Source organism: uncultured Ruminococcus sp. (assembly GCF_947301925.1).
Taxonomy (GTDB): domain Bacteria; phylum Bacillota; class Clostridia; order Oscillospirales; family Ruminococcaceae; genus Ruminococcus.
Genome location: NZ_CAMYUE010000002.1, coordinates 109,655 through 134,154, shown reverse-complemented (window position 1 = coordinate 134,154; position 24,500 = coordinate 109,655). Strand labels below are relative to the sequence as shown.

Genomic DNA, 24,500 nt, shown 5'->3' with positions numbered 1-24,500 from the left:
AATGACCGACAAATAGCAACAAAAAAGATGATACACCCGGTATCATCTTTAAAGGCTATTTTATCACCGCAAAGGCCTGCTTCAGAGTGGCTGCGGGTATGATGTCTATATCGTAGTCCCCCGGGTCTATGGAGGACATGGACTGCTTCGGCACTATGCAGGTGCGGAAGCCCATGCGTTCTGCCTCGCGGATACGCTGAACTATATGCGATACCGAGCGTATCTCGCCGCCCAGACCTATCTCCCCGAAGGCTATGAGCTGCTCGTCTATCTGCTTGTCCATTATTCCCGAATACAGAGCCATTGCAACGGGAAGATCGCCTGCGGGCTCGTCCAGACGGAAGCCGCCTACGATGTTCAGGTATACGTCAAGAGTTCCCATATATATGCCCAGACGCTTTTCCAGCACGGCTATGATTATGCTGAGCCTGTTGAAGTCAAAGCCCGTGGCCATACGTCTCGGAGCGGAATAGCTGGTCTTGGCCGCAAGAGCCTGCACCTCCGCAAGTATAGGTCTGCTGCCCTCCATGACGCAGGCCACACAGGTGCCCGATACGTTATGTGGACGTCCTTCAAGAAGCATCTGTGAGGGGTTTGATACCTCGCGGAGCCCCTTGTCCAGCATCTCGAACACGCCTATCTCGTTGGTGGAGCCGAAACGGTTCTTGACCGCTCGGAGTATACGGTAGCTCTGGTGGCGCTCGCCCTCAAAGTAGAGCACCGCGTCAACGATGTGCTCCATGACCTTGGGACCTGCGATAGCGCCGTCCTTGTTGACGTGGCCTACTATGATTATGGGGATCTCCTGATCCTTGGCGGTATGCATGAAAAGATTGGTACATTCCCTTACCTGCGTAAGGCTTCCGGGGCTGGAGGTTATCCTTCCTATGCTCATGGTCTGTATGGAGTCTATTATGGCGATATCGGGAGCGCTGGAGGCGATGGTCTGCGATACCGCCTCTGCGTCGGTGGCGGTAAGGATATACAGATTCTCCGTGTCAACGCCCAGGCGCCTGGCGCGGAGCTTTATCTGCCTTGCGGATTCCTCTCCCGATATATACAGTACCGAGTGCTCCTCGCCGAGAAACTGGCATATCTGAAGGAGTATGGTGCTTTTTCCGATGCCCGGCTCGCCGCCGAGAAGAACAAGAGAGCCTTTCACAAGCCCTCCGCCGAGTACCCTGTTCAGCTCTCCGATACCTGTGTCGTAGCGGATATCGCTGTCGGCTCCGATATCCTCCAGTTCGAGGATATTGTCGGACAGGTCGGCGGCGCCTCCCTGTGAAGCAGCGCCGCGTCCCCCTGAGGGAGAGATATCTGCGATATCCTCCTCAAAGCTGTTCCACGCGCCGCAGGAAGGGCATTTTCCGTTCCATTTGGAGCTTTCATATCCGCATTGGTTACAGGTGTAGATATATTTTGATCTTGCCATATTTTACCTCATCAGAGCAAGGCCTTTTCTATGTTTTCTGCGTTGAGGTTGAACTCTCTGCCGCAGCGCAGGGTGCTGTCTGAGGGCTGGAAGCTGCTGATATCCGAGCCTGCCATTGACCAGCACTGTATTGATCCGTAGTAATCCGAAGCAAAGAATATCTTGGAGTTCACATCGAACTGTATTCCGCCATCGGCGTCAGATGTTACCGTTAGCTCCTTTACGCCGTCGGTGTCCAGGTAGAGTATGCGTGTCTCGGAATCGTTGAGGAGACCTGTTGATACCACTATCTCGGGAAGCTCGTTGAGATCAAGGTCTACTATCTCAAAGGCTGCGTCGTGGAGGTCTGAGCTGTTCATTATCTCCGTGAGCTTGTCTTTGTAGAGCTGCTTCTGCTCGTCCGTGAGCACATCGTTCCAGCACTTGCTGCGGCGGATGGCATAATTCACGGCGTTGGTGCCAAGAGAATACTTTCTGCCTACCTTTACGGTGAATACGTCCTGATAGGGGATAAGGGCCTCCTGATACTTGGCAAGGGTAACGTCCTCGTCGTTTATCTTGTAGAAGATAACGGCTCCCGAAGCGGCGCTGCCTGCGTTCGTGTAGAAGCTTACGGCTGTGGAGAAGCTGCCGTCCTGATAGGTCTGGTATTCTCCCATTGTGAAGCCCTCGCCCTCGTATGAGAAGCCGATAGCGTTCTCCGAGGGGATATAGTCCAGAGTGCCGTAGGAGCCTGCATTGGTGATAAGGTCGGCTCTGCTTCCGATGAGACGGTATACCTCGCACTTTGAAGCAACGTCATCGGAGGGGGAGATTATCAGCTCGGGAATGTCGTCGCCTGTAAGGTCGCGTATCTCGAACATGGAAGTGTCAGTGCATCTGTCGGAGGTCTTGAACGCCATTATAACGGTCTCAAAGGGCTCCTGCCAGTCGAAGGTAACGTTCTGGGGAGCGGTCTTGGGAGCGAGAGGATCAACCTCCGAGCTTACTGATTTCTTTGTATTACTGCATCCGGCACAGGCAGTCAGAACAGCTCCTGCCGCAAGTACCGATAGAATTCTGTTTAGTTTCATTGTTGTTTCCTCCCAAATATCTGCATATGATTATTTTACCACTTTTGACGTAAGCTGTCAATAAATATATTATTACAGTTCAGATAAATTGACAGTCGGCTGTGAGAACGGTCACAGCTTCAGCTCCCAGTAGTATTTCCTGCTGCACTGAGGGAAATCGTCAAGTACGCCGTGCTCGGGATCGTAGAAGGTGCCCTCGCAGTACAGGGACCAGTGCCAGCAGCGGGGAGTTTCCAGGCTGAGGAGCGCAAGGGGAGGAAGGTCGGCTTTTGACTGTGCCTGTTTTCTCTCGTCGGATATCCATACCCCGTGGGAACGGAAAGTACGTTTCATCTCCTTCAGGTCGGTCTCGCGGTCGTTATCCAGCAGCTCACAGATGTATTCGGGAGTTTTACCCAGCACCATTGCCAGAACGGCCTGTCCACACTGGAGGTCGGTAGGCTCGTGTATGTATTCGATGTTCATGGATATCACCTCGGATATATTGTAGCATATTTCAGCGGCGGTGTAAAGCAAGCCCCGATGCTTTCCGTGCATCGGGGCTGATATTGCTGTTACGGTTCGAGGGAGCTTATCTTGTTCAGCAGGAACTGCTGTATCTTCAGGGCGTCGTTGGAGGTGAGTCCCTCTGTGGACTTGTCCACGTCGCCGTTAAGCTTGCCTTCCTCTGTAAGGTGCTTCTCGTAGCTGCCTGAGAGGCCGTATTTGTTGGGATTTGCCAGAGCCTGCATAATGAGTATGGCGTCGGCAAGCTCTATCTTTCCGTCACAGTTGGTGTCGCCGTATACAGGCTCTATGACGGGCTCCTCCGAAGCCTGTGCAAGATTGTCGAAGTCCAGCCACAGCTGAACGTACTGACTGTCGGGAGCGTATGCAGGCGATGAGGTGTTCTGTGAGGAGAGCTCTGAGGCTGTGAGTGCCTTGCTGTAGACTCTCAGCTCGTAGAAGTCGGCTATGGAGTTCCTTCCCGTTTCGGGGCAGGCTCCCAGAGTGAGGTTGTAGTCGGAATGAGCAACCCCTGCTGTAGTGCCTGTAGCCTTTTCGCCCAGTATCTTGCCGTCGCAGTATATGCGTAGCATATTGCTGCCTGCGTCGTATATTCCTGCCACCTGATGCTTTCTGCCTATCCAGTCGGAGGGCTGATCGCAGTTCAGACTGCGCCATTCGCCGCCTGCGTAGATGAAGAAGTCGATAGTTCCGTTTCCGCCGCGGAGACCGAATGCGTAGTCGCCCTTGCTGGCGATCATATTGAACTGCTGTGTGCCTGTGGGAACAACATTTGCCTCAACTGTAAAGGAGTTATTGCCTTCAAGTGATGAGTCTATATTGCTGTTGTGAGGTATGGTCAGCGAACCTGTTACATAGTTTCCGCTGTCGGAGGTTCCCAGCTTTGCTGTGCCGCCTACGGGGATAGTGAGAGCGTTGCTGCTCTTGTCCTGAACGGATACGCCGTCAGAGCGGAGCTTTGCTGTAAGGTCTGCGATATCCTTTGCTCCTGCCGATGAGGATACGGGGATAATGGTATATTTCCATGTGTACTTCCTTGACGATGGCAGGCGGTACTTATCGAGGGTCGCCTGACCGCAGGTAGCGCTTCCCGTACCCATTGAGCCGTAATCCACGCCGAGATAGGTCTCGGAGCGGGGACGGAGCTTGTAGGGGTGGTCTGCGTTGTCGAAATCGGTGGTCATGAAGTGGAGAGCGCTTGCTTCCACAGTGCCGTCTGCTGCGATTACCAGAGCATGACCGGCGTTATCGTTCTTTACCGAGATCCATCTTACGTCGGTGAGATTGCCGCAGCTGTCGGCCTTCATATAGGGGTAGAACATCTCCGATACGGTGCTGTTCCATACGCCAAGTCTGCCGCAGGTCTTTCTGTCGTTGAAGGTCTCAACGGGGCCGTTTCCGTACCAGCTGAGGCTTTCGGTGTTTTCGGGGAGCTTCATGGTGGAGCCCACGCGTATGAAGTTGCCCAGGCCTGCTTGTGAAGCGTCAACATTGAATTCAACGTCCACGTTTCCGTTTATGTGTATGGTGTATACGATATCCACCTTTGCGTTGCCTGCGTTTGTGAGGGTAAGGTGGGAGGTCACTACCTTGGCGCCGTCAGCTCCGTCGCCTACGTCAATGCCGTCGCAGCGGGCCTTGTTCATAGCGCCCTTCCAGGCTGAGTCGAATGAGCCCTTTGCATTCCAGCCGTTATCGTTTTCAAGATTGCCGCGCCAGAAATCAGGTGCAGGGCCTTCCTCGATGAGGACGTCGCCCTCCATCGCGTAGCTCTTCATAAGGCCTGTGGACTTTTCTATCATCATGTTGAAGCCGTGTCCCACGGGAACAAATGCCTCTGGAGTCTCCACTACCTCAACGGTATCGGTGCCGTAGTCGTACTTCACCGTTCTGCCGTCGGCGTTTACGCCTATCTGGCCGTAGGATATCTCCGTGCCCTCGGGTATAAGGTCATTGCCTGTCTTTGTGGTCACCGAGATATCAAGCACGAACTCGTCGCCCGAAAGGGAGCTCTTGGGCAGTGAGAAGGGTACGCTCAGAGTGTTCTTTGTGAGAGGAGCGCAGGAAGCGTCCTCGATAGTGCCGCTCTGTATCTGTATACCGTTCTTCAGCAGCTTCCATGATACATTGCAGTCGCTGAGGTCGGTGAAATCGTTCTCGTTGTATACCGAGACCTTATGATCCGCAAGAAGGGCGGAGTCTGCCGAGAACCAGAAGCTCTGGTACTGGTATTTTACCTCCGAGAGCTCGGGCTGAGGAGTCCTGTCGGGGCTGATAAGTCCGTTCTCGCAGAAGCTGTTGTCGTTGGGCCAGTCGCCCCAGTCGCCGCCGTATGCGAAGTACTTGCCCTTGCTCTCCTCAGAGTAGAGGTTCTTGTGGGCGTATGGCTCGGAGTAGTAGTCCCAGCCGCCGTTGGGCAGGGGAGTTGCTCTTGACTGGTCTACCCAGTCCCAGATAAAGCCGCCCAGCATATTGTCGGCGCTTCGGATAGCGTCCCAGTACTCCTTGAGTGCGCCCACCGAGTTGCCCATTGCGTGGTCGTATTCGCACATTACATAAGGCATCTTGCCGTGACCTGCATTGTATCTTATGCCGTCGGAGCCGGGGTACATATTGCTTCCCATATCAACGCCCATGCCGCTGCCCTGACCTTCACTGTGAACAGGGCGTGAGCCGTCGTTCTTCTTGAAGTACCAGATCATATCGCGGAACATACCGCCTGCGTCATTTGGGTTGCCTGTATATGCCATTTCGTTTCCTATGGACCATGCAACTATGGAGGGATTGTTCTTCAGACGCTTGTAGGCGGTCTCTGTTCTGTCCATAGCCAGCTCATAGAAGAGAGCCTTTCCGTCGTTGTCGTCCATAAGAGCGTGAGACTCCATATTTGTCTCGCCCATTACATACAGGCCGTACTTGTTGCACAGCCAGTATAGGTATGAATCGTTGCTGTAGTGAGACGTCCTGAGCGCGTTGACATTGTTGAGCTTCATGAGCTTTATGTCCTCGCGCATTGCCTCCTGTGTGACTGCCTTTCCGTTGAAGGGATCGGTGTCATGGCGGTTTACGCCCTTGAAGAGCAGGCGCTTTCCGTTTATGGTAACAGGCTCCCAGCTGCTTGTGGTGACTCTGTATGACGAGTCTACCGCGGCAGGTGTGAAGCCGATAGTTCTGAAGCCCAGCTGTGTGGACAGTATCTCCTGCTGATTGCCGCTGCCGTCTGTGAGAGTGAGCACCAGTGCGTAGAGGTTCGGGTGCTCGGCTGACCAGAGCTTAGGATCGGAAACGTATGTCTCTATCCTTGCGGTGCTGTTCCCGAAGGCCTTTACGGATACGGAGGCAGATGCGTCCGAACTGAGGATATTGCTGCCATCAGCGTCATAGGCCTCGGCCTTTACGCTCCAGCCCGATGTATCGCTGCCCGAGCAGTTGCGCAGATCAAGGTCTATCGTAAGAGATGAACCGTTCTTTGCGGTATCGACGTTTGTATGTACGGTGTAGTCCCTTATCTGCACATCGGGAGCGCTTACCAGGAATACATCGCGGAAGATACCTCCGTCGTATATCATATCCTGATCCTCGAACCATGTGCCGTCGCAGAACTTGTGTACCTCTACCACCAGGTCGTTCTCGCCCTCCTTCAGATAGGGGGTGATGTCGAAGCGGTGGGGGCTGAAGCTGTCTTCGCTGTAGCCTACGGCATTGCCGTTGAGGTAAACATAGTAGGCGGATTCAACGCCGTCAAATTCAATGTAGGTCTTTCTTCCTCCTGCCAGCATGGCGCTGTCGGGAGTGAAGTTCTTCTTGTAGATACCCACGGGATTATAGTTTGTGGGAGCCTGGGGTACGGACACATTGCTGTCGTACTTTGCCTGCCACGGCTCGCCTATATTTGAGTATATAGGGAAGTCAAAGCCCTGACAGGTCCAGCTTTTCGGGAGCTGCACCGTTTTCCATATGCTCTCCGTAGGATCGTCGATGTAGCTGTTTTTCAGTGCATAGTCAAGGTGGCGTTCTGCTTCCTTTGCGTTCTGCACCACAGTCAGCTTCCAGTCCTCGCCGGTGCCTGTGAGCAGCTGGAAATAATCCGAATCGGTGCGGGCATTGTAGTCCCATACCGCATTCACAGCGGCGTCAACGCTCTGGAACGGCACGGGATTGCATGAAGCGTCCTCGCGGTTGACCGCGAAAACGTCCTCCGCGCCGTTTCTGCCCGTCCATTCGCTGCCGCTGAACTGAGCGCCTGCGGCTTCCCACCGCACGGGCGGCAGGACAGACAGCGACATTGCAGCCGTTGTGATTGCAACAGCTGCTGAGATCAGTCGTTTCATATAAGTATTCCTCCTTTTAATAATTCCCCTGTTTTTGTGCTGTGTTTATATGTTTTTGCGGAGTGTATCCTCTTATTATGTCTAATATATCATAAAAAAGCATGGAATGCAACAGAAAAATTAAAGATAAGGTGTATTTTTGGCGCTGTGAGGGAATTAATGACAGGATTTTACCAAAAAAGCCCCCACTCTGCTAAAGAACGGGGGCGAAGCTCAGTCGCTTTCAAGTATGTTTTTTATGTCCTGCATACGGCTGTCCCACTCGGCGCTCTGATCGGCGCATCTTTTCAGGTCGTCGGTGAGCAGGTCAAGCTTGTATGGCGGAAGGTCCTTCTTGTAGCGCAGCTTATGCTCAAGGCTTGCCCAGAAGTCCATGGCAATGGTGCGGAGCTGCACCTCGGCCTTCACAAGACGCTTCTCGTTTTCAAGGAAGATGGGCACCGCTACGATGAGGTGGAGGCTCCTGTAGCCGTTGGGCTTGGGTTCCTTTATGTAGTCCTTTTTTTCGATGAGGGTGATATCTTCCTGCTGAAGGAAGCAGTCCGCGAGACGGTATATGTCCTGCACGAACGAGCACACCACCCTTATGCCTGCGATATCGTTGATATCACGGGCAACTGCCTCTATGTTGCGTGGAATGTGCCTTGTCATGATCTTGCGGAAAATGCTTGAATAGCTTTTTATCCTGGACTGTATGAACTCAATGGGATTGCTCTCTCCGTTAAGGGAGAACTGCTCGTTGAGCACGCGGAACTTGGTCTCTATCTCCATTATGGCACACTTGTAATAGGTGAAGAACTGCTGCATGGGCACCATATTGTTTTCCACGGACTGAAGGAATTCTGCCTCTGACATATCCGCCTCCGCCAGCTCGTGGAGCGTTCGTATTATATCGGTGTTGTTATTCATGGTCTATCCCCTTTGTTTTCTTATGGTATCTTTATTATATCATCAAAGCGGATACAGGTCAATCGCTTTGAATTTTTTTCATTTGTCTGACACAGTATGATGAAGAGATAGGCGGATCACGGTGCTGTGGAGCAGTTTTATAACCCATTGCGTTAAATAAGACCTAATTATGTGCAAGTTAACTTTTATACTTTTTGTAAAAAATACTTGACAAATTACGAAAACTATGGTATGATATGCTTGTCGCGACAGTAACTTTACAAGGAGAATATAATAATGAGTTTTAGCATCAAATCAAAAAAGATCGTATCATCTTTAATGGCACTTACACTTATCACATCTGCAACAGCAGGTGCAGGTTCAAACGTTATCAGCAAGATCATCCCCACAAATACAATTTCTGCTTCCGCAGCTGATCATGTATCAAGTGACGGAAAATGGAGGATCGAATTTACAAGCACTTATACCTGCAGGGTAACAAAGTATCTCGGAAATGAATCAACCGTTATCGTTCCCGAGGCTATCGACAGCCATTCAGTTACAAGCTTCGGCTCAGGTGCTTTCAAGAACCAGGGTCAGCTTGTAAGCCTTACTATCCCCAGAGGCATCGGTTCTGTACCTTCTGAGTTCTGCATGAACTGCAGCAATCTCAAGTACATGACACTCTCACCCGGCGTAACATCTATCGGTGCAAGAGCGTTCAAGAATACAAACAGCCTTATTTCCTTCTACATTCCCACAGGCCTTACGACTGTCGGTGCAAATGCTTTTGAAAACAGCAATATCTCTTCGTTCAATATTCCTTATGCTATCAGCGGCACAAGGACTATCGGCTCAAATGCGTTCCTTAACTGCCATAACTTCAGTGAAGTATCACTCCCCGGCACATGGAGGATCAATTCCGATGCATTCAGCGGCTGTGAGAATCTGTTAAACATTGATACAGAGTATTCAAACCTCACATACGCTTTCAGCCATCACGGCTTCAGAGGCGCAAGCAACCTTGATAAACTCAACGGTTTCCGTATCTGGGCTACAAAGGCTGGTCAGCCCTATATCCACCAGTGGATCAGGGATTATGTAACTCCCTATGAGACAACTCTTTACAACGACAATGTAAAGATGTATATGTCTTACTACAACGCACTTCATGGTATTTATTGATCGGTAGCGGTCATTCTGAAAACATGAGAAATATATGATATTATGCACCCGATCCAGGTCGGGTGCATATTTTATAATTTCACAAACTGTTTTTTGTGCATTCCTACAAAGATCAGAAAACAGTATTGACTCTGACGCTGCGTCATGGTCTATACTGATATCACACGAGAGGAGGTCATATTTATGATGACAGTCAGACAGGTAAGCGAGCTTGCGGGAGTGAGTATACGCACTCTCAGATACTATGACAGGATAGGGCTGCTGAGTCCGTCGGGTCACACCGAGGGAGGCTACAGGCTGTATGACTATGCAGCGCTGGAAAGATTGCAGCAGATACTCCTGTTCAGGGAGCTGGAATTCCCACTGAAGGATATTATCCGCATAATGGGAGCCGCGGATTTCGACCGCGAAAAGGCTCTTGAACAGCAGATAGAGCTTCTTGAACTGAAAAAGCAGCACCTTGAGGACCTCATCGGCTTCGCTCGCGGAATAAAGATGTTAGGAGTGAGAGCAGTGGATTTTTCTGCATTTGACAAGTCAAAGCTCGAAGAATATGCCGAAAAGGCAAAAAAACAGTGGGGGGATACTCCCGAATACAGGGAGTATTCCGAAAAGCACGGCGGACGTTCTGCGGAGGAGGAAAGCGGTCTCAGCCTTGAGATGATGGCTCTGTTTGCAGAGTTCGGCGCAATGAAAAACGAAAGTCCCTCATCGGCAGAGGCGGCGGAGCAGGTAAGGAAGCTTCAGCGGTTCATAACCGAAAACTTCTATAACTGCACCGACGAGATACTCCTCGAACTGGGGAAGATGTACGCCGCAGGCGGGGAATTCACCGAGAATATCGACAAGGCAGGCGGAAAGGGTACGGCGGAGTTTGCCGCGGCCGCTATAGAGGCCTGCTGCGGTGAAAACTGAAAGAATAAAAAGCCCCTGTGCATTAACAGTTGTGCTTATATAGAAGTTTATGCGTAATTATCGGGGACAAACCTTTCTGAGGAAAGGTTCTTTCCCCGAACCCCTTTTCCAAAGACTTTATAACTGAATTTAGCCCGTGCAGGGCGCTCTTCACAAAATGTGAAATCCGGTAATAACCGGGAAGCGCCCTGCACGGGCTAAATTTAATGCTAAAAGTTTTAGGAAGGGAGTTTGAGGGAGAACCCTTTTTCAAAAGGGTTTCCCTCAATATCACCAGTAAAAATACTATATGAGTATAGCGGTTAATGCACAGGGGCTTGGTTCTTTTATGCGTCGGGATCAAGCGAGGATATCTTGTTCAGGAGGAACTGCTGTATTTTCAGTGCGTCGTTTGAGGTAAGTCCCTCTGTGGACTTGTCAACGTCGCCGTTAAGCTTGCCTTCCTCTGTCAGGTGCTTCTCGTAGCTGCCTGAGAGGCCGTATTTGTTGGGATTTGCAAGAGCCTGCATTATGAGTATCGCGTCGGCAAGCTCAACCTTGCCGTCACAGTTAGTATCGCCCCAGTGCCTTTCGGTTATGATGGGAGCTGTTGTGGTGGTCGTTGTTGTAGTTTCAGATGTGGTGGTAGTTGTTGTCGTTGTAGTAGTTTCGGTGGTCGTTGTAGTAGTTGTTGTTGTCGTCGTTGTGGTAACGATCTCGGGTTCCCTGACGAAAACAGTGTAGTTGATTACGTTTCCTGTCATGCCGTTTGTGCCGAGGACTACCTTTTCGCCTGCTTCCACAGTTTTCTTGTAAGCTGCAAAGTCAACGCCGTTGCTTGATTTTGCGGTAAGGTCTGTTCTTGTGTAGCTGCCAAGCCATGAGGGGACAGAATTGGCGGCTTCTTCTCGTGTATCGACCAGTACATATACTTCCGACTTTTCAGCAGCGGTGAATTCTGCAAGGTCTGAGTCCGTATTCTTGGAGTTGCAGGCTGTCATGATGTACTCGCAGTTCTGAAGCTCTGAAGCAAGCTCGGTATATGTAAAGTCTCTGTCGCCGTATATCAGTCCGCCTGTGGTGTTGGATTCCATGAGCTTCCATGAATCGGAGTTGGTGTAATCCTTTACGATAAGGTTCTTTACCAGTCTGCCGTTCACGGGCTCGGGAGGAGTATTGTTCATCTTAACATCGGGCTTTGCGGGAAGGGGAGCCTCTGTGCCGAGGTAGAAGCTGGGGTGAGGGGGCTGGTTGTAGCTCGACTGCTGACAGCCGCACTGCATACGGTACTGCATATCGTGCATGAGAGTTGTCAGCCTGTACTTTGTTTCGGTATTTGTACACCATACTCTGAGCTTTGAGTTATCCTCCGTTCTGAGGACAAGCTCCTCGCGCCAGTCGCCGAAGAGATCGGCTGTGAGGCAGGGAACAGCCTTGGTATCGTTGTTTGAAGCGCAGCCTGATGCTGTGAATATAGTCTGTATATCCGATGTGGACTTCATCTTTGTGATGTAGATATTGTCAAGGAGCTCTCGCTCAAGGTCACCGTCCCAGTAGATGAGGAAGTTCATTGCGGGCTGCTTGCTGCCGATCTGTGTGCCCGATACGTCGTATACCGCGCCAGCAGGTCTTGAGCCCCAGAACTCAGCGCCGCTGTTGCCTGCGAGAACATTGTCTGCGCAGCAACGACCTGTATCTTTATCGCCGTCGTAATGCCATATCTTCTGACCGTTTTTTCCGTCAACGAGAGTGATGCCGTGGTTTCCGCCTTCGTGGCAGATGAAGACCTCTATGCCTTCTCGGTTGGGATCAAGGTCGCCGACGTGCATAGCGTCTCCGTGTCCCTGGCCTGTGGACCACAGGAGAGTGCCGTTATCATCGATAACACAAGGTCCCATGCAGACCTCCTGCCTGCCGTCGTTGTCGAAGTCTGCCACCATTACGTTGTGGTTACCGTTTCCGTAGGCGGGATTGCTCGTATCAAATCCCGTATCGAATACCCAGCGTTTCACAAGCTTCTTGTCCCTTACGTCAACCGCGGAAAGGGAAAGCCTTGTATAATAGCCTCTGCCGTATACAGCCGAGGGGTGAATACCGTCAAGGTAAGCAATAGCGCAGTTATAGCGCTCGCAGCGGTTTCCATAGTTGTCGCCCCATGTGCTCTTGGCGGTGTTGCTTGTGGCGTCGCCTCTGGAAACGGGGAAGTCGATAGTATCGAGAGCTGCGCCTGTTGCGCCTTCAAAAAGGGTCATATACTCGGGACCTGTGAGGATAGTTCCGTTGCTGTCAACATAATTGGCGTTGGCGTTTCCTATAGTTCTGCCGGTACCGTCAACAGTGCCGTCGCAGGTCTTGGTTATGAGCTCCGCCTTTCCGTCGCAGTCGAAGTCGGCAACTGCCATCTGCGTGTAGTGCTGACCTGCGCGGATATTTTTGCCCATATCTATGCGCCAGAGCTTCTTTCCTGTGAGGGTATAGCAGTCTATATATACGTTGCCTGTGAAGAAATCAGGACCTGCCTTTGAGTTGTCCTGTGCGTTGCTGGGATCCCACTTAACGAATATCTCGTATTGGCCGTCTCCGTCAACGTCTCCCACGCAGCAGTCGTTGGGTGAATAGAAATAATTCTGGCCGTTGAGATAACCGCCCTGCGGAACATCAAGCGGTATATCGAAGTAATTGCTGCCAGATGTGAAGCGGCAGCCTTCCGAGCTTACCACATTGCCGTTAACGAGAGTGTCAACGCGGTACTTGGAGCTTGAATTGCCGCTTGCGTCCCAGTAGTTGGTAGCTTCGCCTGCCTTGCTGGTGTAGATGAGCTGATCGTCACGGTAGAGCCGGAACTCCGCATTGTCATCGTCGTTTGCGTTGAAGCGCCAGCTGATGAACATACCGTCGCCGGACTTTATAGCGTAAATGCCGCGGTCAAGGTATTCCATTATGGCAGAGCCGTTTCCGCCGTTTCCGTAGGCGGCGTCAGCGGTGAGCAGGGAAGCTCCGCTGAGGGTGGAGCTTGCAGCTATCGCAAGAGAGGCTGCGGCAGCTGTAAGACGTTTTGGTATTAGGTTCATTGTAATTCCCCCTGTGTTTTTTCGTTTTTCGGAGTCAGCACACTCCTTGTCCATTATATTATACTATTAAAAACAGGATTTTGCAATGATTTATTGTATCTTTTTTCACGCTTATTGTACATAATTACAGACAATGTGCACAATAGTATTCATGCTTGCACTATTATGTGATACTATAGGACATATGCTGACTGGTATTGCAGGTGTTTGACACGGAGTTGTTTTCGGTATATAATCATTACAGAAGGGAGTGAACACTATGGAAATAAAAACGGCAGAAAAAAACGATCTCAGTACAGTCAGGCAAATAGTCAGGGACACTATAAGCGCAGTCTATCCACATTATTACCCCAAGGGAGCTGTGGATTTCTTCCTTGCTCATCACTGCGATGAGAATATCATGAAGGATATCAGCAGCGGCGACGTGTTCATACTCTGTGATGACAGTGGTAAGTCTGTGGGTACGGTGACAACGGCAGGCAATGAGCTCAACAGGCTTTTTGTGCTCCCGGAGTATCAGGGCAGGGGATTCGGCAGAGAACTGCTGAATTTTGCGGAGAACCGTATCTTCGGTGTCTATGAACGCATAGTCATAGACGCTTCGCTGCCTGCAAAGCCCATATATCTGGGCAGAGGATATACCTGTACGGGTTTTCACAGCATACCGTGCGAGGGCGGAGACTTCCTCTGCTATGACGGGATGAAAAAGGAAACGAGCCTGTAAGCGTAATGCTTACGGCTCGTTTTTTTGTTCAGCCAAGTGCCACGTCCAGTATCATCATTACCGTGAAGCCTGCTGCGTAGGATATGGTTCCGATATTGGAATGCTCTCCCTCGGACATTTCGGGGATAAGTTCCTCCACCACCACATAGATCATGGCTCCTGCGGCAAAGCTGAGGAGATAGGGCATTGCAGGTATCACAAGACCTGCCGCAAGTATAGTCAGCACAGCTCCCACAGGCTCGGCTGCTCCCGAGAGAACGCCCATGAGAAAGGCCTTTTTCCTGCTCATGCCCTCAGAGCGGAGAGGCATGGAGATTATTGCTCCCTCGGGGAAATTCTGTATACCTATACCAAGCGCAAGGGCAAAGGCTTCCGCAGTGTTTATACCGCCGTTTCCGTAGAAAAGCCCTGCGTATACCACGCCTACGGCCATGCCTTCGGGGATATTGTGTATGGTAACTGCCAGAAGCAGCATGGTGTTCTTGGAGAGGTGTGCCTTTATGCCCTCGGAGCTCTCGCTGTTCATGTGAATGTGTGGAACCAGCTTGTCGATAAGCAGCAGGAAGGCAATACCTGCCAGAAATCCCGCTGCGGCAGGAATGAACGCCAGTCTGCCCATTTTCTCACGGGACTGCTCAATGGCGGGGATAATCAGACTCCAGACGCTGGCTGCGGTCATGACCCCTGCGGCAAAGCCTGTAAGTATGCGCTGTACGGTAATACTGAAGTTGTTCTTCATTGCGAACACGCAGGCTGCGCCCAGTGCAGTTCCGAGAAATGGTATGGATAGGCCTTTTATGATCTCGGTCATATTGACTCCTTTCATGATGTTATTATGTTATGCTATACTAACTGATTATATTATATTATGTTTTTCGGATAAAGTCAACAGCATAAAATGCAGATCAATACATTATACATCAGCGGTCAGTAAAATGTGCATGAAAAAGGCAGCTTCCGCAGAAGCTGCCTTTGGATCAGTCTATTTTGGTGAAACGTCTTACTTCTCCTGATTTTCCGACGAACATTGCCTTGGGCCTGGCCCAGACCTCGCCGTCCTTCAGGGACTTGTATATTACCAGTTCCTCCATTGTCTCGCTGTGGCGTGCAACAGCGATGACTTCGTATTCATTGCCCTTGAAGTGACGGTATTTGCCGCCGATGACTATTTCCGTATCCTTGTCCTCAACTATTTCCTCGTCGCAGGGCTCGGTATTCACGATATCGTCTGCAACGATTATCATAGCGGAATAGGGTCTCATGCGGACATAGGCGTTTCCGTTCTCCACCTGTAAGGGCGAGGCAGTGAATACGTCCACCAGCCTTGAGAGATGGGTGCCGAAGTTAAGGTCAAAGTCATAGTCTGCAAGGTTGAGGGCTACATATACCGTCTGATCCCCAAGCACCTTCTTGAAGAGGAGCTGCTGATTGGTTATCATGATGCGCTCGTAGCTGCCTGTTCTGAGAGCAGGGTATGCGCGGTAAATACGTCCCAGCTTTACTATGTGCTTATAGAGTGAAACGTTCTCACGCTCCATATCCTGAAGGTGGAGACAGGGACGGAGATTGTCGTCGGAGTTGTTCTCCTTGCGGCCTTCTATGCCGTACTCGCTTCCGTAGTATATGGAGGGTATGCCGGGCATGGTGTACATCAGTGTGTATACCAGCGGCAGGTGAGCATGATTGTGGAGAGTGCTTGCCAGACGGTTGACGTCGTGGTTGTCCACGAAGTTGTAAAGGTCGATATTGCGGTATATGCCGCCGTTGGCACCTGACTGGCGGTTTATGGAGTAGTCTATCTCGAAGTAGTTCTTGTCATTGTGTGAGGACCACAGTCCCTTGTAGCATTCGTAGTTGGTAACGCTGTCAAGCATCTCGGGATTTGCCCAGCGGTTGTAATCGCCGTGGATTATCTCGCCCATGAGCCAGAAATCGGGCTTCTTGCCCTTGCAGAAGCTGCGTATCCTCTTGAAGAAATCGAAGTCTATGCAGTCTGCCGCGTCAAAGCGTATGCCGTCTATGTCAAATGACTCTATCCAGTAGTTTACGGCGTCAAGGAGGTGGTCGCAGACTCCGGGATTGCGGAGATTGAGCTTCACCAGATTGTAGTGGCCGTTCCAGCCCTCATACCAGAAGGGATCACCGCAGGGACTGGGGCCGCCGAAGTTCAGGTTCTGGAACCAGTCGCAGTATTCCGAGCCCTGGCCCTTTTCCTGTATGTCTACGAACTGCGGGAACTTCCTTCCCACATGATTGAAAACGCCGTCAAGGATTATGCGTATTCCGTTTTCGTGAAGTCTGTCGCAGATGAAGCGGAAAGAGTTGTTGTCGCCCAGTCTGCGGTCTATCTTCTTGTAGTCTATTGTGTCGTAGCCGTGCTCCACCGACTCAAAGACGGGACCGAAGTAAACGGCGTCAACGTTCATTTCCCTGAGGTGCGGTATCCAGTCAAGGACCTTGTCGAGACGGTAGGTGACGTCCTCGCTGCCGTCGTTGAATTTTGGCGCTCCGCAGAAGCCCAGCGGATAGATGTGATAGATTATCGCGTTATCGTACCAATTCATAATAAACACTCCTTTTTTTATTTGTCAGACCCTTCAAGGTAATAGGAGGCTTCCATATCCGCAACATTCAGTGCCAGTGCCAGCGGATACATTTCGAGGGCTTTGCCGATAGTTCCTCTTTCCTCCGTACCTCCGTATGAAAAGCCCATGTGGTAGCGTATTGCGAATGCTTCCTCGCGGGTCAGGCGGTTGTCACCGTAGAAAAAACCCGAGAGTATGTATACGGACTTCTCCCCGTGTCCGTATGGCAGAGAATCATTTATGGTGTAGTAGGGGACCTTTTCCCACTGTCCAGTGGTCTCGTTCTTTTTGTTGCGCATTTCGGTGGTGTAGAAATCCGTTTTGCACACGTCATGCAGCAAAGCGACGATAGCGATGGTCTCCTCGGAATAATCCATCCCGTAGAGCTCCTTTGTGCGCGGTCTTGACAGATAGTCCTTCAGACAGTGATAGACATTGACGCTGTGCTGAACGAGACCGCCCTCGTAGGAACCGTGGAAGCGCGTACTGCTGGGAGCTCTGAAAAAGTCGCTCCGTTCCAGGTACTCAAGAAGCTTGTCGGCTCCTTCACGCTTGATGTTTTCCTTATAGATCGAGATGAATTCTTCTTTTGCAGTCATAAATTATACTCCTTTAATTACGATACAAATATATTATACCACAAAATGTTGCTAAATTCAATAGCCGTATATGATTTTTTTATGGATTATAGCTATAATTGGCAGTACAAGTTTTCATGCAGAAAAAAAGTGCCCTCAGGCACTTGAAATTTATGCTGAAATGTGGCATAATTAGTGAGTAGAGAGTAGTAAGCAGTGAGCAGCAGGGAACTTTGTCCCACAAAGCCGTTTCATGCTTGCTGCTTACTGTTTTTTTGATTGTTAAATACGGCGTCCGCTGCCGCAAAGCGGAGGTTAAGGAGGGACTTATGTCTAACCAGCTTTGTATCGTCCTGGATTTCGGCGGTCAGTACAACCAGCTCATTGCAAGAAGAGTCCGTGAGTGCGGTGTATACTGCGAGATCAAGAGATTCGACACACCTATCAGCGAGATAAGGGCTATGAACCCCACCGCCATCATCTTTACAGGCGGCCCCAACAGCGTATATGATCCCAGCTCGCCCCATATTTCCGAGGAGATATTCAGCATCGGCGTTCCGATCCTCGGTATCTGCTACGGTTGTCAGCTCATGGCATATACCCTCGGCGGAAAGGTAGAGAGCTGCGAGAAAAGCGAATACGGTAAGATCGAGATCTCTCAGAACAGCGACAGCCTTATCTTCCGCGATGTTCCCGAAAAGAGCGTGGTATGGATGAGCCATACCGACTTTGTAAGTCAGCTCCCCGAGGGCTTCAGCGTTACGGCAAAGTCTGCGGACTGCCCCTGCGCTGCCTTTGAGGCTCCTGAGAGAAAGCTCTATGCTGTACAGTTCCACCCAGAGGTTACACACAGCGAATTCGGCAAGCAGATACTCCATAACTTCCTCTATAACGTGTGCGGCTGCACAGGCGACTGGGTAATGGACGACTTTATTGAGAATACAGTAAAGAAGCTCCGCGAGCAGATAGGCGATAAGAAGGTAATTCTCGGCCTTTCGGGCGGAGTAGACTCCTCTGTAGCAGCAGGACTTCTCAGCCGCGCAGTAGGCAAGCAGCTCACCTGCGTTTTCGTGGATCAGGGACTTATGCGCAAGGACGAGGGAGACTTCGTCGAGGAGACCTTTACAAAGCTTTTTGACATGAACTTTGTCCGTGTAAACTGCAAGGACCAGTTCCTCAAGGCGCTCAAGGGCGTCAGCGACCCCGAGCAGAAGCGTAAGATAATCGGCACAGAGTTCTACAACGTATTCTGGGACAAGATAAGAGAGCAGGGAACAGACGGATTTTTCGCACAGGGAACCATCTACCCCGACCGTATCGAGTCAGGCAGAGGAAATCAGGCAGGTCACGGCAGCACAGCTGTCATTAAGACCCACCACAACATGGTAAAGATGCCCGAGGACATCAAGTTTGCAGGAACCATCGAGCCTCTGGGAGACCTGTTCAAGGACGAGGTAAGACAGGTGGGTGAGAAGCTTGGCATATCCCACGATCTTGTGTGGAGACAGCCCTTCCCGGGTCCGGGTCTCGGAGTCCGTATCATCGGCGAGATAACCGAGGAGAAGATAAAGATACTTCAGGAGGCAGACGCGGTCTTCCGCGACGAGATCCGCAAGAGCGGCATAGAGGATCAGCTGAAGCAGTTCTTTGCCGTGCTTCCCGATGTGCGTACAGTAGGCGTTATGGGCGATCACCGTACATACGACCACCTTATCGCTATCCGCGCTGTTACTACCGACGACTTCATGACTGCCGACTGGGCAAGGATACCCTACGATGTGCTGGCGAGAGTTTCAAACCGCCTCTGCAACGAGGTCGAGCACGTCAACAGAGTAGTGTATGATATAACTTCTAAGCCTCCGGGAACTGTGGAGTGGGAATAATAAACAAGACCTCAGAAACGGCGTAGATACGCCATTTCCGAAGCCTTAAAATCTCAGTGATAACAATTTGATAACAGGGAGCTAAGCGGAATTGTTCTGCGGTTCAAGTGGCTTATAAGTTACGCCACTCTTTCGCAGGCTCATGTTTACCGCAGTCATCGGTCGTTTTCGGCCAGTTAAGCTTCCATTCTGTATATTCGGCCTTGCTGATCTTACCGTCAGCAAGGTCTTTTTTTCGTCTCTGCCACTCAGAAAGGAGGTCAGTCATCAGGATAGAGCCGAAAACAACGCCCTTGCGCTTGTTGCCGTCCTCGTCCTCGCAGTCCTCAATGCTGATCGGGTAATGCTCGTCAAGCTCAAAGAGAAGTTCCATAACGCCTTCCGCTCCGAGTATCTCATCATCAGCAAGGAAGCGAGGGTTCACGTCCAATGCCTCGGCAAGCAATTCAACAAGTGCCTGCTTGGGTGTGCGTGTGCCTGATTCGTATTGTGCGATGCGGACATCGGCGGATTTCTCGTCAAAGCCGACAGCCATACCGAGCTGTTTCTGCGTCATTCCTCTGAAATCACGAATGCGGTGTATCTTATCTCCGATAATGCTCATGGTGGTTCACTCCTTATATATTTCTGTGTTAGCAAAATCTCATACTATCCAGGTAAAGACCTCGGCTGCACTTTCATAGTCATCCATATGATCTTGGATATTCCAAATCCACGCAGTTGCAATATAGATGAATTCTTTCTCTCGGTCAATCAAATAGAAAGAGACAGCCTTTGTGCCTGACGGTGCTTCCCCATTAAAGTCATACCATTCCAATTTATTATCAAATTCTTCGGGAAATAGCTTTGCCATGTCATTGGGATCTGGAAAACTGATTGCAAATGTTTGAGAGCCTTTTGTATAACCATATGTAAACAAACGCTCGTCAGAATCTCTGCTTTCAATAGGAACGGAAGTCTTAACATAATATTTCTTTCCAATTTCAAGGGAATCCGATCTTATTCTGATCTGTTTTTCTTCATAGTCAGTCGCTTCAATGATATGGTTTTCATCATTATTGATATACACTCCATGTGATGTGTTCCAGCTATCCACTATATCGAATGAGATATTCTTTTCGTCCTCATCTACGATCTCAATGTCAACAAGTGGGGTTCTGAGCACAGTCGCATTGCTTTCAAGCACCTTATCTTCTATCATATGATTCACCTCCGGGATAGTAGCTTTACTGCATTATAACATATTTGTTTAGGATAGTCAATAGATACTAAACAAAAAAATTTAGAAAAATTTCGATTTAGGGGTTGATAAAAGCAAAAATGTTTAGTATAATAAGACTAAGCAAAAATGTTTAGATAGAGAATTTTGCTGATCGGATACGCAAATGCGCCCGATACCACACAGAACAATATTTTAAGAAAGGGTTGACTACTATGTCAGAAAAGTTTATCCGTGCAGAGGAAGTCGCTGAGATCATGGAGATCTCCGTTCCGTATGCATACAAGATCATCAAGCAGCTCAATGAGGAGCTTGACGCAAAGGGCTAATAATGCTGAAAAAGCTCATTATATTGATGTAATATCTATTATTCAGGAATTGAATCTATAAAAAAGGAATTTGACCTATGGATAAAAAGATTATCTATGAATATGATAGAAGGAATCGTGAATTATTTACTCAACAAATCGAAAATAATTCCGGTTGTATTGTAAATTGGGCGTTTTTTTCTAAAAATGATAATAATTATCAGCTTCCCCAAGGCACTAAGTCACTTTTTATAGACATTTCATCACTTTTTCATAGCGAAGATCGAGCGGATATAATTATTCCATTGCTTGAAGCACTATTTAATGCAACTTCTGATGGTGCAGAGATACACTATATAGTTGAGAGCCAGTACGCAAAAACACTTTCAGATTACTTGTATTATAGAGTAGAAGGAATACAATCACTTGAAGAAAAAATAGGCATAGAATTGGATGAGATCAACAATATTGTAGATATTGATAACGATAAGTTTAATACTATAATGTCCCATTTCTCATATCAACTATTTGGCAACCAAATCTTTAAGGACAGATTTAAAGAAGAACTAATAAAATACCGCTTTTTCAATCGAATCGGATGTCAGCCTATTTTTTCTGTCTTAATATGTGGAGCATCTGGAATAGGTAAAACTGAGGTAGCAAGGATCTTGCATAGAGAATTAAGTCCGAATGAGCCTGTTATAAAAATAAATTTTGGAAATTACAGTACGCAAGATGCATTAAATAGCTTGATAGGAAGCCCGCGGGGCTATATTGGAAGCAGTAAAGGTGAGTTGACAGATAAATTACAGCACAGTAAAAGTAAAGTCATATTGATTGATGAATTTGAAAAAGCAGGAAAACCTGTATACAACTTTTTTCTTCAGATGTTGGAAGATGGGAGATTTACAGATTCATTAGGTAGAGAATATGATTTGAACAAGTATATTATTGTTTTCACTTCAAATATGTCGAAAGAAAATGTCGGTCAGTATATTCCCCCAGAATTACGATCAAGATTTAGCTGCAAGTTTTCATTTGGGCTTCTATCTAAAGATGAAAAAGAAGCGTATATAAAGTATAAGCTCAAACAATATTCAGAACAGATCATGAAATCTTACGGGAATATATGCGAAAGTGATTTGGAAAATGTAGTTTCTATTGATGTATCGAAATATCAAAATATACGAGATATAAACAATGAGATTATGAGACAACTTGCTCAATCCCTATATGACAAAATAGTTGATAATAATGGTGAAGGCTCTTGACAACCGTCCCAATCTGCGCTATAATACCCAATAAGGAGCAAGCCACCGGGCACATATTCTCCTATAAGTCGCTGGTTTTTGTTATCATGGCGCTAATAAAATGATAACTTGGCATCAGCGGGCAGTATAGTACAGAGCAAAATGTATAACTGAGATACCACAAAGCAAATCTCCTAAACAAATTTGTTTAGTATTAGGCGAAATCTGGGGAGTGGGAGTAAACACCGAAGCGCTGCCTGTGGCAGATGCAGCGAGGTGTTTACTGCGCAGCGGTCGGAATATCCGAGCGTGAAGCGAAGGAGATTCCGGGAACCGCAAGTGGGTACCGATATTGAAAGCGCTGCCTGTGGCAGATGCAGCGAGGTGTTTACTGCGCAGCGGTCGGAATATCCGAGCGTGAAGCGAAGGAGATTCCGGGAACCGCAAGTGGGGGTACCCCCTGCTTGAAAAGTAGCCAAAGACATAAAAAGGAGCTATCTGATTCAATTACGAATCGGATAGCTCTTTTGTTTATTGTCCCGGTAAGTTTTTTATGATAGGTTTTAAAGCGGACATTATTATTTTAGTCTGGTTACTGTCAAATGACTTGTTGATATTATTATTGATCGAACTTCTTGTTTTGGATTTTTTTACGATATTTATGATCTTGTCTTTATAACCTGCGTACTTTGAAAGGCTCTGCGAAAAAAGCTGATTTAAGGCATTTTCGTCAAGCTTTTTCGTGGCGATTTCCGTTACTGTAGAAATTGATGCTTTTTGAGCTGACAGAATATTTTCACATCTTGAAATGCTTTTTATGTTATGAGTTTGGTTTATCTCTGATATAACAAGATCAAAACCTTTATCGTTTGATATCACATAAGCGTAATTATTTCCCAAAGTACCTGCATTTCTTGAAATATCAGTCAGTAATACAATATCAAGAGCGTTTGACAAATTCATCATTTTTATGGAATCAGGTATTTTCACAAAACTGATCTTTGCTGATGAAAGCGTCATATTCTTTACAGTATTCATATCAACATTGGGATTGTTGCTGTAATATATTCGTACGCAGTCATTTTCTGATAATGATTCTATTCCTATAAGACCTGCACTTCCGACATTTTCAAAGTCTATGTAAAATCTCATACATAACTCACCCTTAATCATTATATCATGTCCCCATAGATTAGTCAATAGAGTGAGTGCGCATATACAAAGTGTAAGAGCTGACCTTTCGGTCAGCTCTTTCTGTTAATCCAGTTTCTTATCCGTGTAAAGAATATCCATATCCACATCGCCTGTGATACCGGGTATACGTCCGTAGGCGCTTGCCTGCCAGATAGCGTACTCGCCATCGTAATTGGTTTCGTCAACGAAGTGCGCCAGCCACACAGGGTGGGAAGCCTTGGTCTTCTCGCTCCAGAAATTATTGAGGAAGTTCCTGCTGCTGTAGAGCATTGCCGAGTAGCCGCACTTCTCCATTTCGTCCGCGAAGGCAGCATAGATATCATTGAGGTCCTTTATGCTCATGCCGTACTTCTGGAAGTTGCCGAACTCCTCCCAGTCAAAGGCGACGGGGAAGTCCAGCTGCTGACCGTTCAGGTTTTCGGCTATCCAGCGTGCGTGCTCGCGGACTCCCTCCTCGGTATTGTCGGTGGTATAGAAGTAAACTCCCACATCGAGCCCTGCCGCCGTGGCGTTCTCGATATTCTGGCGGAAGTAGTCGTCCATGGTGATCTGGCTGTAATAGTAGCCGATACGCATTATAACGAAACTGCAGCCTGCGTCGCGTACAGCGTCATAGTCAACGTTGGTCTGCCATGCCGAGACATCTATGCCGAAGCGCACATTATCAGCGTCGTAACGCTCGATAAAGCTGCTGTAGTCAACTCGCGGGTTATTGTCCACGGGAGGCGGCACCTGATCCACTACATTTATGGTGATGTCCCATGTGGACTCATTGCCGGAGCTGTCCGTCGCTGTAGCGGTAAGCGGATAGGAGCCCACCGTATTAGGATCCACCTCTCCCTCATAGGTGAGGACGGGGGATTTATCGAAGTTATCGGCAAAGCCCACATAGTCGTTGAGGTCGAAGGCCTTGCCGACTTTATGTGCGGTATCCCAGCCTGCATTCAGTATAACAGGCGGAGTGGTATCCACAACGCTGTACTGAAGCTTCTGTCTGAACTCGCTGCCGTTGTATATATAGGGTATCTCCACTTCAAAAACTCCCGTATCGGAGGTGTTCAGCATGACCTCTCCGTCCTTTAGGTCAACGTTCCTTTCGGTTATGAAGTCCTTGAGCTTTATCTCCTCATAGACCTCCACGGAGTCTCTGCATTTCATTACCAGATCCTTGGGAGGCTCGGGATTTGCAGCGGTAGTAGTTGTCACAGCCGTTGTTGTTTTGGGTGCAGATGAGGAGGTCACAACGGAGGTGACAGTGGTGGCGGTCCCGACTTCGATGGTGACGTCTGCTGTGCTGACCGTTTTTCTGCCGCCGCAGCCTGTCAGCAGCATAACAGCAGCTATTGCGGGAAATATATATCTGAGTTTCATATTGTTC

The 24,500-nt window shown here is 48.9% G+C and carries 18 protein-coding genes; 5 read left to right on the top strand and 13 right to left on the bottom strand.

Annotated elements, in window-relative coordinates; genetic code table 11:
• Positions 1–55 precede the first annotated feature (55 nt).
• From radA to Q0Y65_RS04015, 5 genes are all read right to left on the bottom strand, one after another.
• On the bottom strand, positions 56–1,432 hold the full coding sequence (radA, locus tag Q0Y65_RS04035; RefSeq protein WP_297957402.1) for a DNA repair protein RadA: 1,377 nt from the start codon (positions 1,430–1,432) through the stop codon (positions 56–58).
• Between the two features lie 11 nt (positions 1,433–1,443).
• Positions 1,444–2,505: a hypothetical protein gene (locus tag Q0Y65_RS04030; RefSeq protein ID WP_297957397.1), complete on the bottom strand. Its 1,062-nt coding sequence runs from the start codon at positions 2,503–2,505 to the stop codon at positions 1,444–1,446.
• A gap of 111 nt (positions 2,506–2,616) precedes the next feature.
• The gene (locus Q0Y65_RS04025; protein ID WP_297957394.1) at positions 2,617–2,970 is read right to left on the bottom strand and encodes a hypothetical protein; all 354 of its coding nucleotides are present in this window, start codon (positions 2,968–2,970) and stop codon (positions 2,617–2,619) included.
• An 89-nt stretch (positions 2,971–3,059) separates the two neighbouring features.
• The gene (locus Q0Y65_RS04020) at positions 3,060–7,343 is read right to left on the bottom strand and encodes a glycoside hydrolase family 2 TIM barrel-domain containing protein (protein ID WP_297957391.1); all 4,284 of its coding nucleotides are present in this window, start codon (positions 7,341–7,343) and stop codon (positions 3,060–3,062) included.
• Between the two features lie 213 nt (positions 7,344–7,556).
• Positions 7,557–8,252 (bottom strand): GTP pyrophosphokinase family protein, encoded by a 696-nt coding sequence (locus Q0Y65_RS04015; protein WP_297957388.1) that lies wholly within the window; start codon positions 8,250–8,252, stop codon positions 7,557–7,559.
• Between the two features lie 276 nt (positions 8,253–8,528).
• Here Q0Y65_RS04015 and Q0Y65_RS04010 point away from each other — a divergent pair, with 276 nt between their 5' ends.
• Both Q0Y65_RS04010 and Q0Y65_RS04005 read left to right on the top strand, forming a co-directional pair.
• On the top strand, positions 8,529–9,416 hold the full coding sequence (locus Q0Y65_RS04010) for a leucine-rich repeat domain-containing protein (RefSeq protein WP_297957385.1): 888 nt from the start codon (positions 8,529–8,531) through the stop codon (positions 9,414–9,416).
• A gap of 183 nt (positions 9,417–9,599) precedes the next feature.
• Complete coding sequence (locus Q0Y65_RS04005) at positions 9,600–10,331, top strand: MerR family transcriptional regulator (protein WP_297957382.1); 732 nt, start codon at positions 9,600–9,602, stop codon at positions 10,329–10,331.
• Between the two features lie 326 nt (positions 10,332–10,657).
• Here Q0Y65_RS04005 and Q0Y65_RS04000 read toward each other — a convergent pair whose 3' ends face one another.
• Complete coding sequence (locus tag Q0Y65_RS04000) at positions 10,658–13,381, bottom strand: cellulose 1,4-beta-cellobiosidase (protein WP_297957380.1); 2,724 nt, start codon at positions 13,379–13,381, stop codon at positions 10,658–10,660.
• Between the two features lie 259 nt (positions 13,382–13,640).
• Here Q0Y65_RS04000 and Q0Y65_RS03995 point away from each other — a divergent pair, with 259 nt between their 5' ends.
• Entirely contained in the window at positions 13,641–14,105 is a 465-nt protein-coding gene (locus Q0Y65_RS03995) for a GNAT family N-acetyltransferase (protein ID WP_297957378.1), read from the top strand.
• 28 nt (positions 14,106–14,133) lie between these two features.
• Here the strand turns inward: Q0Y65_RS03995 and Q0Y65_RS03990 are convergent, their stop codons facing one another.
• From Q0Y65_RS03990 to Q0Y65_RS03980, 3 genes are all read right to left on the bottom strand, one after another.
• Positions 14,134–14,916, bottom strand: coding sequence for a ZIP family metal transporter (locus Q0Y65_RS03990; protein WP_297957376.1), 783 nt, complete (start codon positions 14,914–14,916; stop codon positions 14,134–14,136).
• Positions 14,917–15,082: 166 nt separating this feature from the next.
• Positions 15,083–16,669, bottom strand: a complete 1,587-nt coding sequence (locus tag Q0Y65_RS03985; RefSeq protein ID WP_297957373.1) for a DUF1653 domain-containing protein — start codon at positions 16,667–16,669, stop codon at positions 15,083–15,085.
• Between the two features lie 17 nt (positions 16,670–16,686).
• Complete coding sequence (locus tag Q0Y65_RS03980) at positions 16,687–17,289, bottom strand: HD domain-containing protein (protein ID WP_297957370.1); 603 nt, start codon at positions 17,287–17,289, stop codon at positions 16,687–16,689.
• Between the two features lie 308 nt (positions 17,290–17,597).
• Between Q0Y65_RS03980 and guaA the strand changes: the two genes are divergently transcribed.
• Entirely contained in the window at positions 17,598–19,151 is a 1,554-nt protein-coding gene (gene guaA / locus Q0Y65_RS03975; RefSeq protein ID WP_297957368.1) for a glutamine-hydrolyzing GMP synthase, read from the top strand.
• 112 nt (positions 19,152–19,263) lie between these two features.
• Here guaA and Q0Y65_RS03970 read toward each other — a convergent pair whose 3' ends face one another.
• Together Q0Y65_RS03970 and Q0Y65_RS03965 are read right to left on the bottom strand one after the other, a co-directional pair.
• Positions 19,264–19,755: a helix-turn-helix domain-containing protein gene (locus Q0Y65_RS03970; RefSeq protein ID WP_297957365.1), complete on the bottom strand. Its 492-nt coding sequence runs from the start codon at positions 19,753–19,755 to the stop codon at positions 19,264–19,266.
• Between the two features lie 39 nt (positions 19,756–19,794).
• Positions 19,795–20,352, bottom strand: a complete 558-nt coding sequence (locus Q0Y65_RS03965) for a hypothetical protein (protein ID WP_297957362.1) — start codon at positions 20,350–20,352, stop codon at positions 19,795–19,797.
• Between the two features lie 424 nt (positions 20,353–20,776).
• Here Q0Y65_RS03965 and Q0Y65_RS03955 point away from each other — a divergent pair, with 424 nt between their 5' ends.
• Entirely contained in the window at positions 20,777–21,949 is a 1,173-nt protein-coding gene (locus Q0Y65_RS03955; RefSeq protein ID WP_297957359.1) for an AAA family ATPase, read from the top strand.
• Between the two features lie 510 nt (positions 21,950–22,459).
• Here Q0Y65_RS03955 and Q0Y65_RS03950 read toward each other — a convergent pair.
• A complete protein-coding gene (locus Q0Y65_RS03950; RefSeq protein WP_297957356.1) occupies positions 22,460–23,080 on the bottom strand; it encodes a PIN domain-containing protein in 621 nt (206 codons plus the stop codon).
• A gap of 105 nt (positions 23,081–23,185) precedes the next feature.
• Positions 23,186–24,493, bottom strand: a complete 1,308-nt coding sequence (locus Q0Y65_RS03945) for a GH25 family lysozyme (RefSeq protein WP_297957353.1) — start codon at positions 24,491–24,493, stop codon at positions 23,186–23,188.
• Between the last annotated feature and the right edge of the window lie 7 nt (positions 24,494–24,500).

Bases quoted from the DNA above. Each gene is read 5' to 3' on its own strand.
- radA (WP_297957402.1), bottom strand. From the start codon at position 1,432: ATGGCAAGATCAAAATATATCTACACCTGTAACCAATGCGGATATGAA.
- Q0Y65_RS04030 (WP_297957397.1), bottom strand. From the start codon at position 2,505: ATGAAACTAAACAGAATTCTATCGGTACTTGCGGCAGGAGCTGTTCTG.
- Q0Y65_RS04025 (WP_297957394.1), bottom strand. From the start codon at position 2,970: ATGAACATCGAATACATACACGAGCCTACCGACCTCCAGTGTGGACAG.
- Q0Y65_RS04020 (WP_297957391.1), bottom strand. From the start codon at position 7,343: ATGAAACGACTGATCTCAGCAGCTGTTGCAATCACAACGGCTGCAATG.
- Q0Y65_RS04015 (WP_297957388.1), bottom strand. From the start codon at position 8,252: ATGAATAACAACACCGATATAATACGAACGCTCCACGAGCTGGCGGAG.
- Q0Y65_RS04010 (WP_297957385.1), top strand. From the start codon at position 8,529: ATGAGTTTTAGCATCAAATCAAAAAAGATCGTATCATCTTTAATGGCA.
- Q0Y65_RS04005 (WP_297957382.1), top strand. From the start codon at position 9,600: ATGATGACAGTCAGACAGGTAAGCGAGCTTGCGGGAGTGAGTATACGC.
- Q0Y65_RS04000 (WP_297957380.1), bottom strand. From the start codon at position 13,381: ATGAACCTAATACCAAAACGTCTTACAGCTGCCGCAGCCTCTCTTGCG.
- Q0Y65_RS03995 (WP_297957378.1), top strand. From the start codon at position 13,641: ATGGAAATAAAAACGGCAGAAAAAAACGATCTCAGTACAGTCAGGCAA.
- Q0Y65_RS03990 (WP_297957376.1), bottom strand. From the start codon at position 14,916: ATGACCGAGATCATAAAAGGCCTATCCATACCATTTCTCGGAACTGCA.
- Q0Y65_RS03985 (WP_297957373.1), bottom strand. From the start codon at position 16,669: ATGAATTGGTACGATAACGCGATAATCTATCACATCTATCCGCTGGGC.
- Q0Y65_RS03980 (WP_297957370.1), bottom strand. From the start codon at position 17,289: ATGACTGCAAAAGAAGAATTCATCTCGATCTATAAGGAAAACATCAAG.
- guaA (WP_297957368.1), top strand. From the start codon at position 17,598: ATGTCTAACCAGCTTTGTATCGTCCTGGATTTCGGCGGTCAGTACAAC.
- Q0Y65_RS03970 (WP_297957365.1), bottom strand. From the start codon at position 19,755: ATGAGCATTATCGGAGATAAGATACACCGCATTCGTGATTTCAGAGGA.
- Q0Y65_RS03965 (WP_297957362.1), bottom strand. From the start codon at position 20,352: ATGATAGAAGATAAGGTGCTTGAAAGCAATGCGACTGTGCTCAGAACC.
- Q0Y65_RS03955 (WP_297957359.1), top strand. From the start codon at position 20,777: ATGGATAAAAAGATTATCTATGAATATGATAGAAGGAATCGTGAATTA.
- Q0Y65_RS03950 (WP_297957356.1), bottom strand. From the start codon at position 23,080: ATGAGATTTTACATAGACTTTGAAAATGTCGGAAGTGCAGGTCTTATA.
- Q0Y65_RS03945 (WP_297957353.1), bottom strand. From the start codon at position 24,493: ATGAAACTCAGATATATATTTCCCGCAATAGCTGCTGTTATGCTGCTG.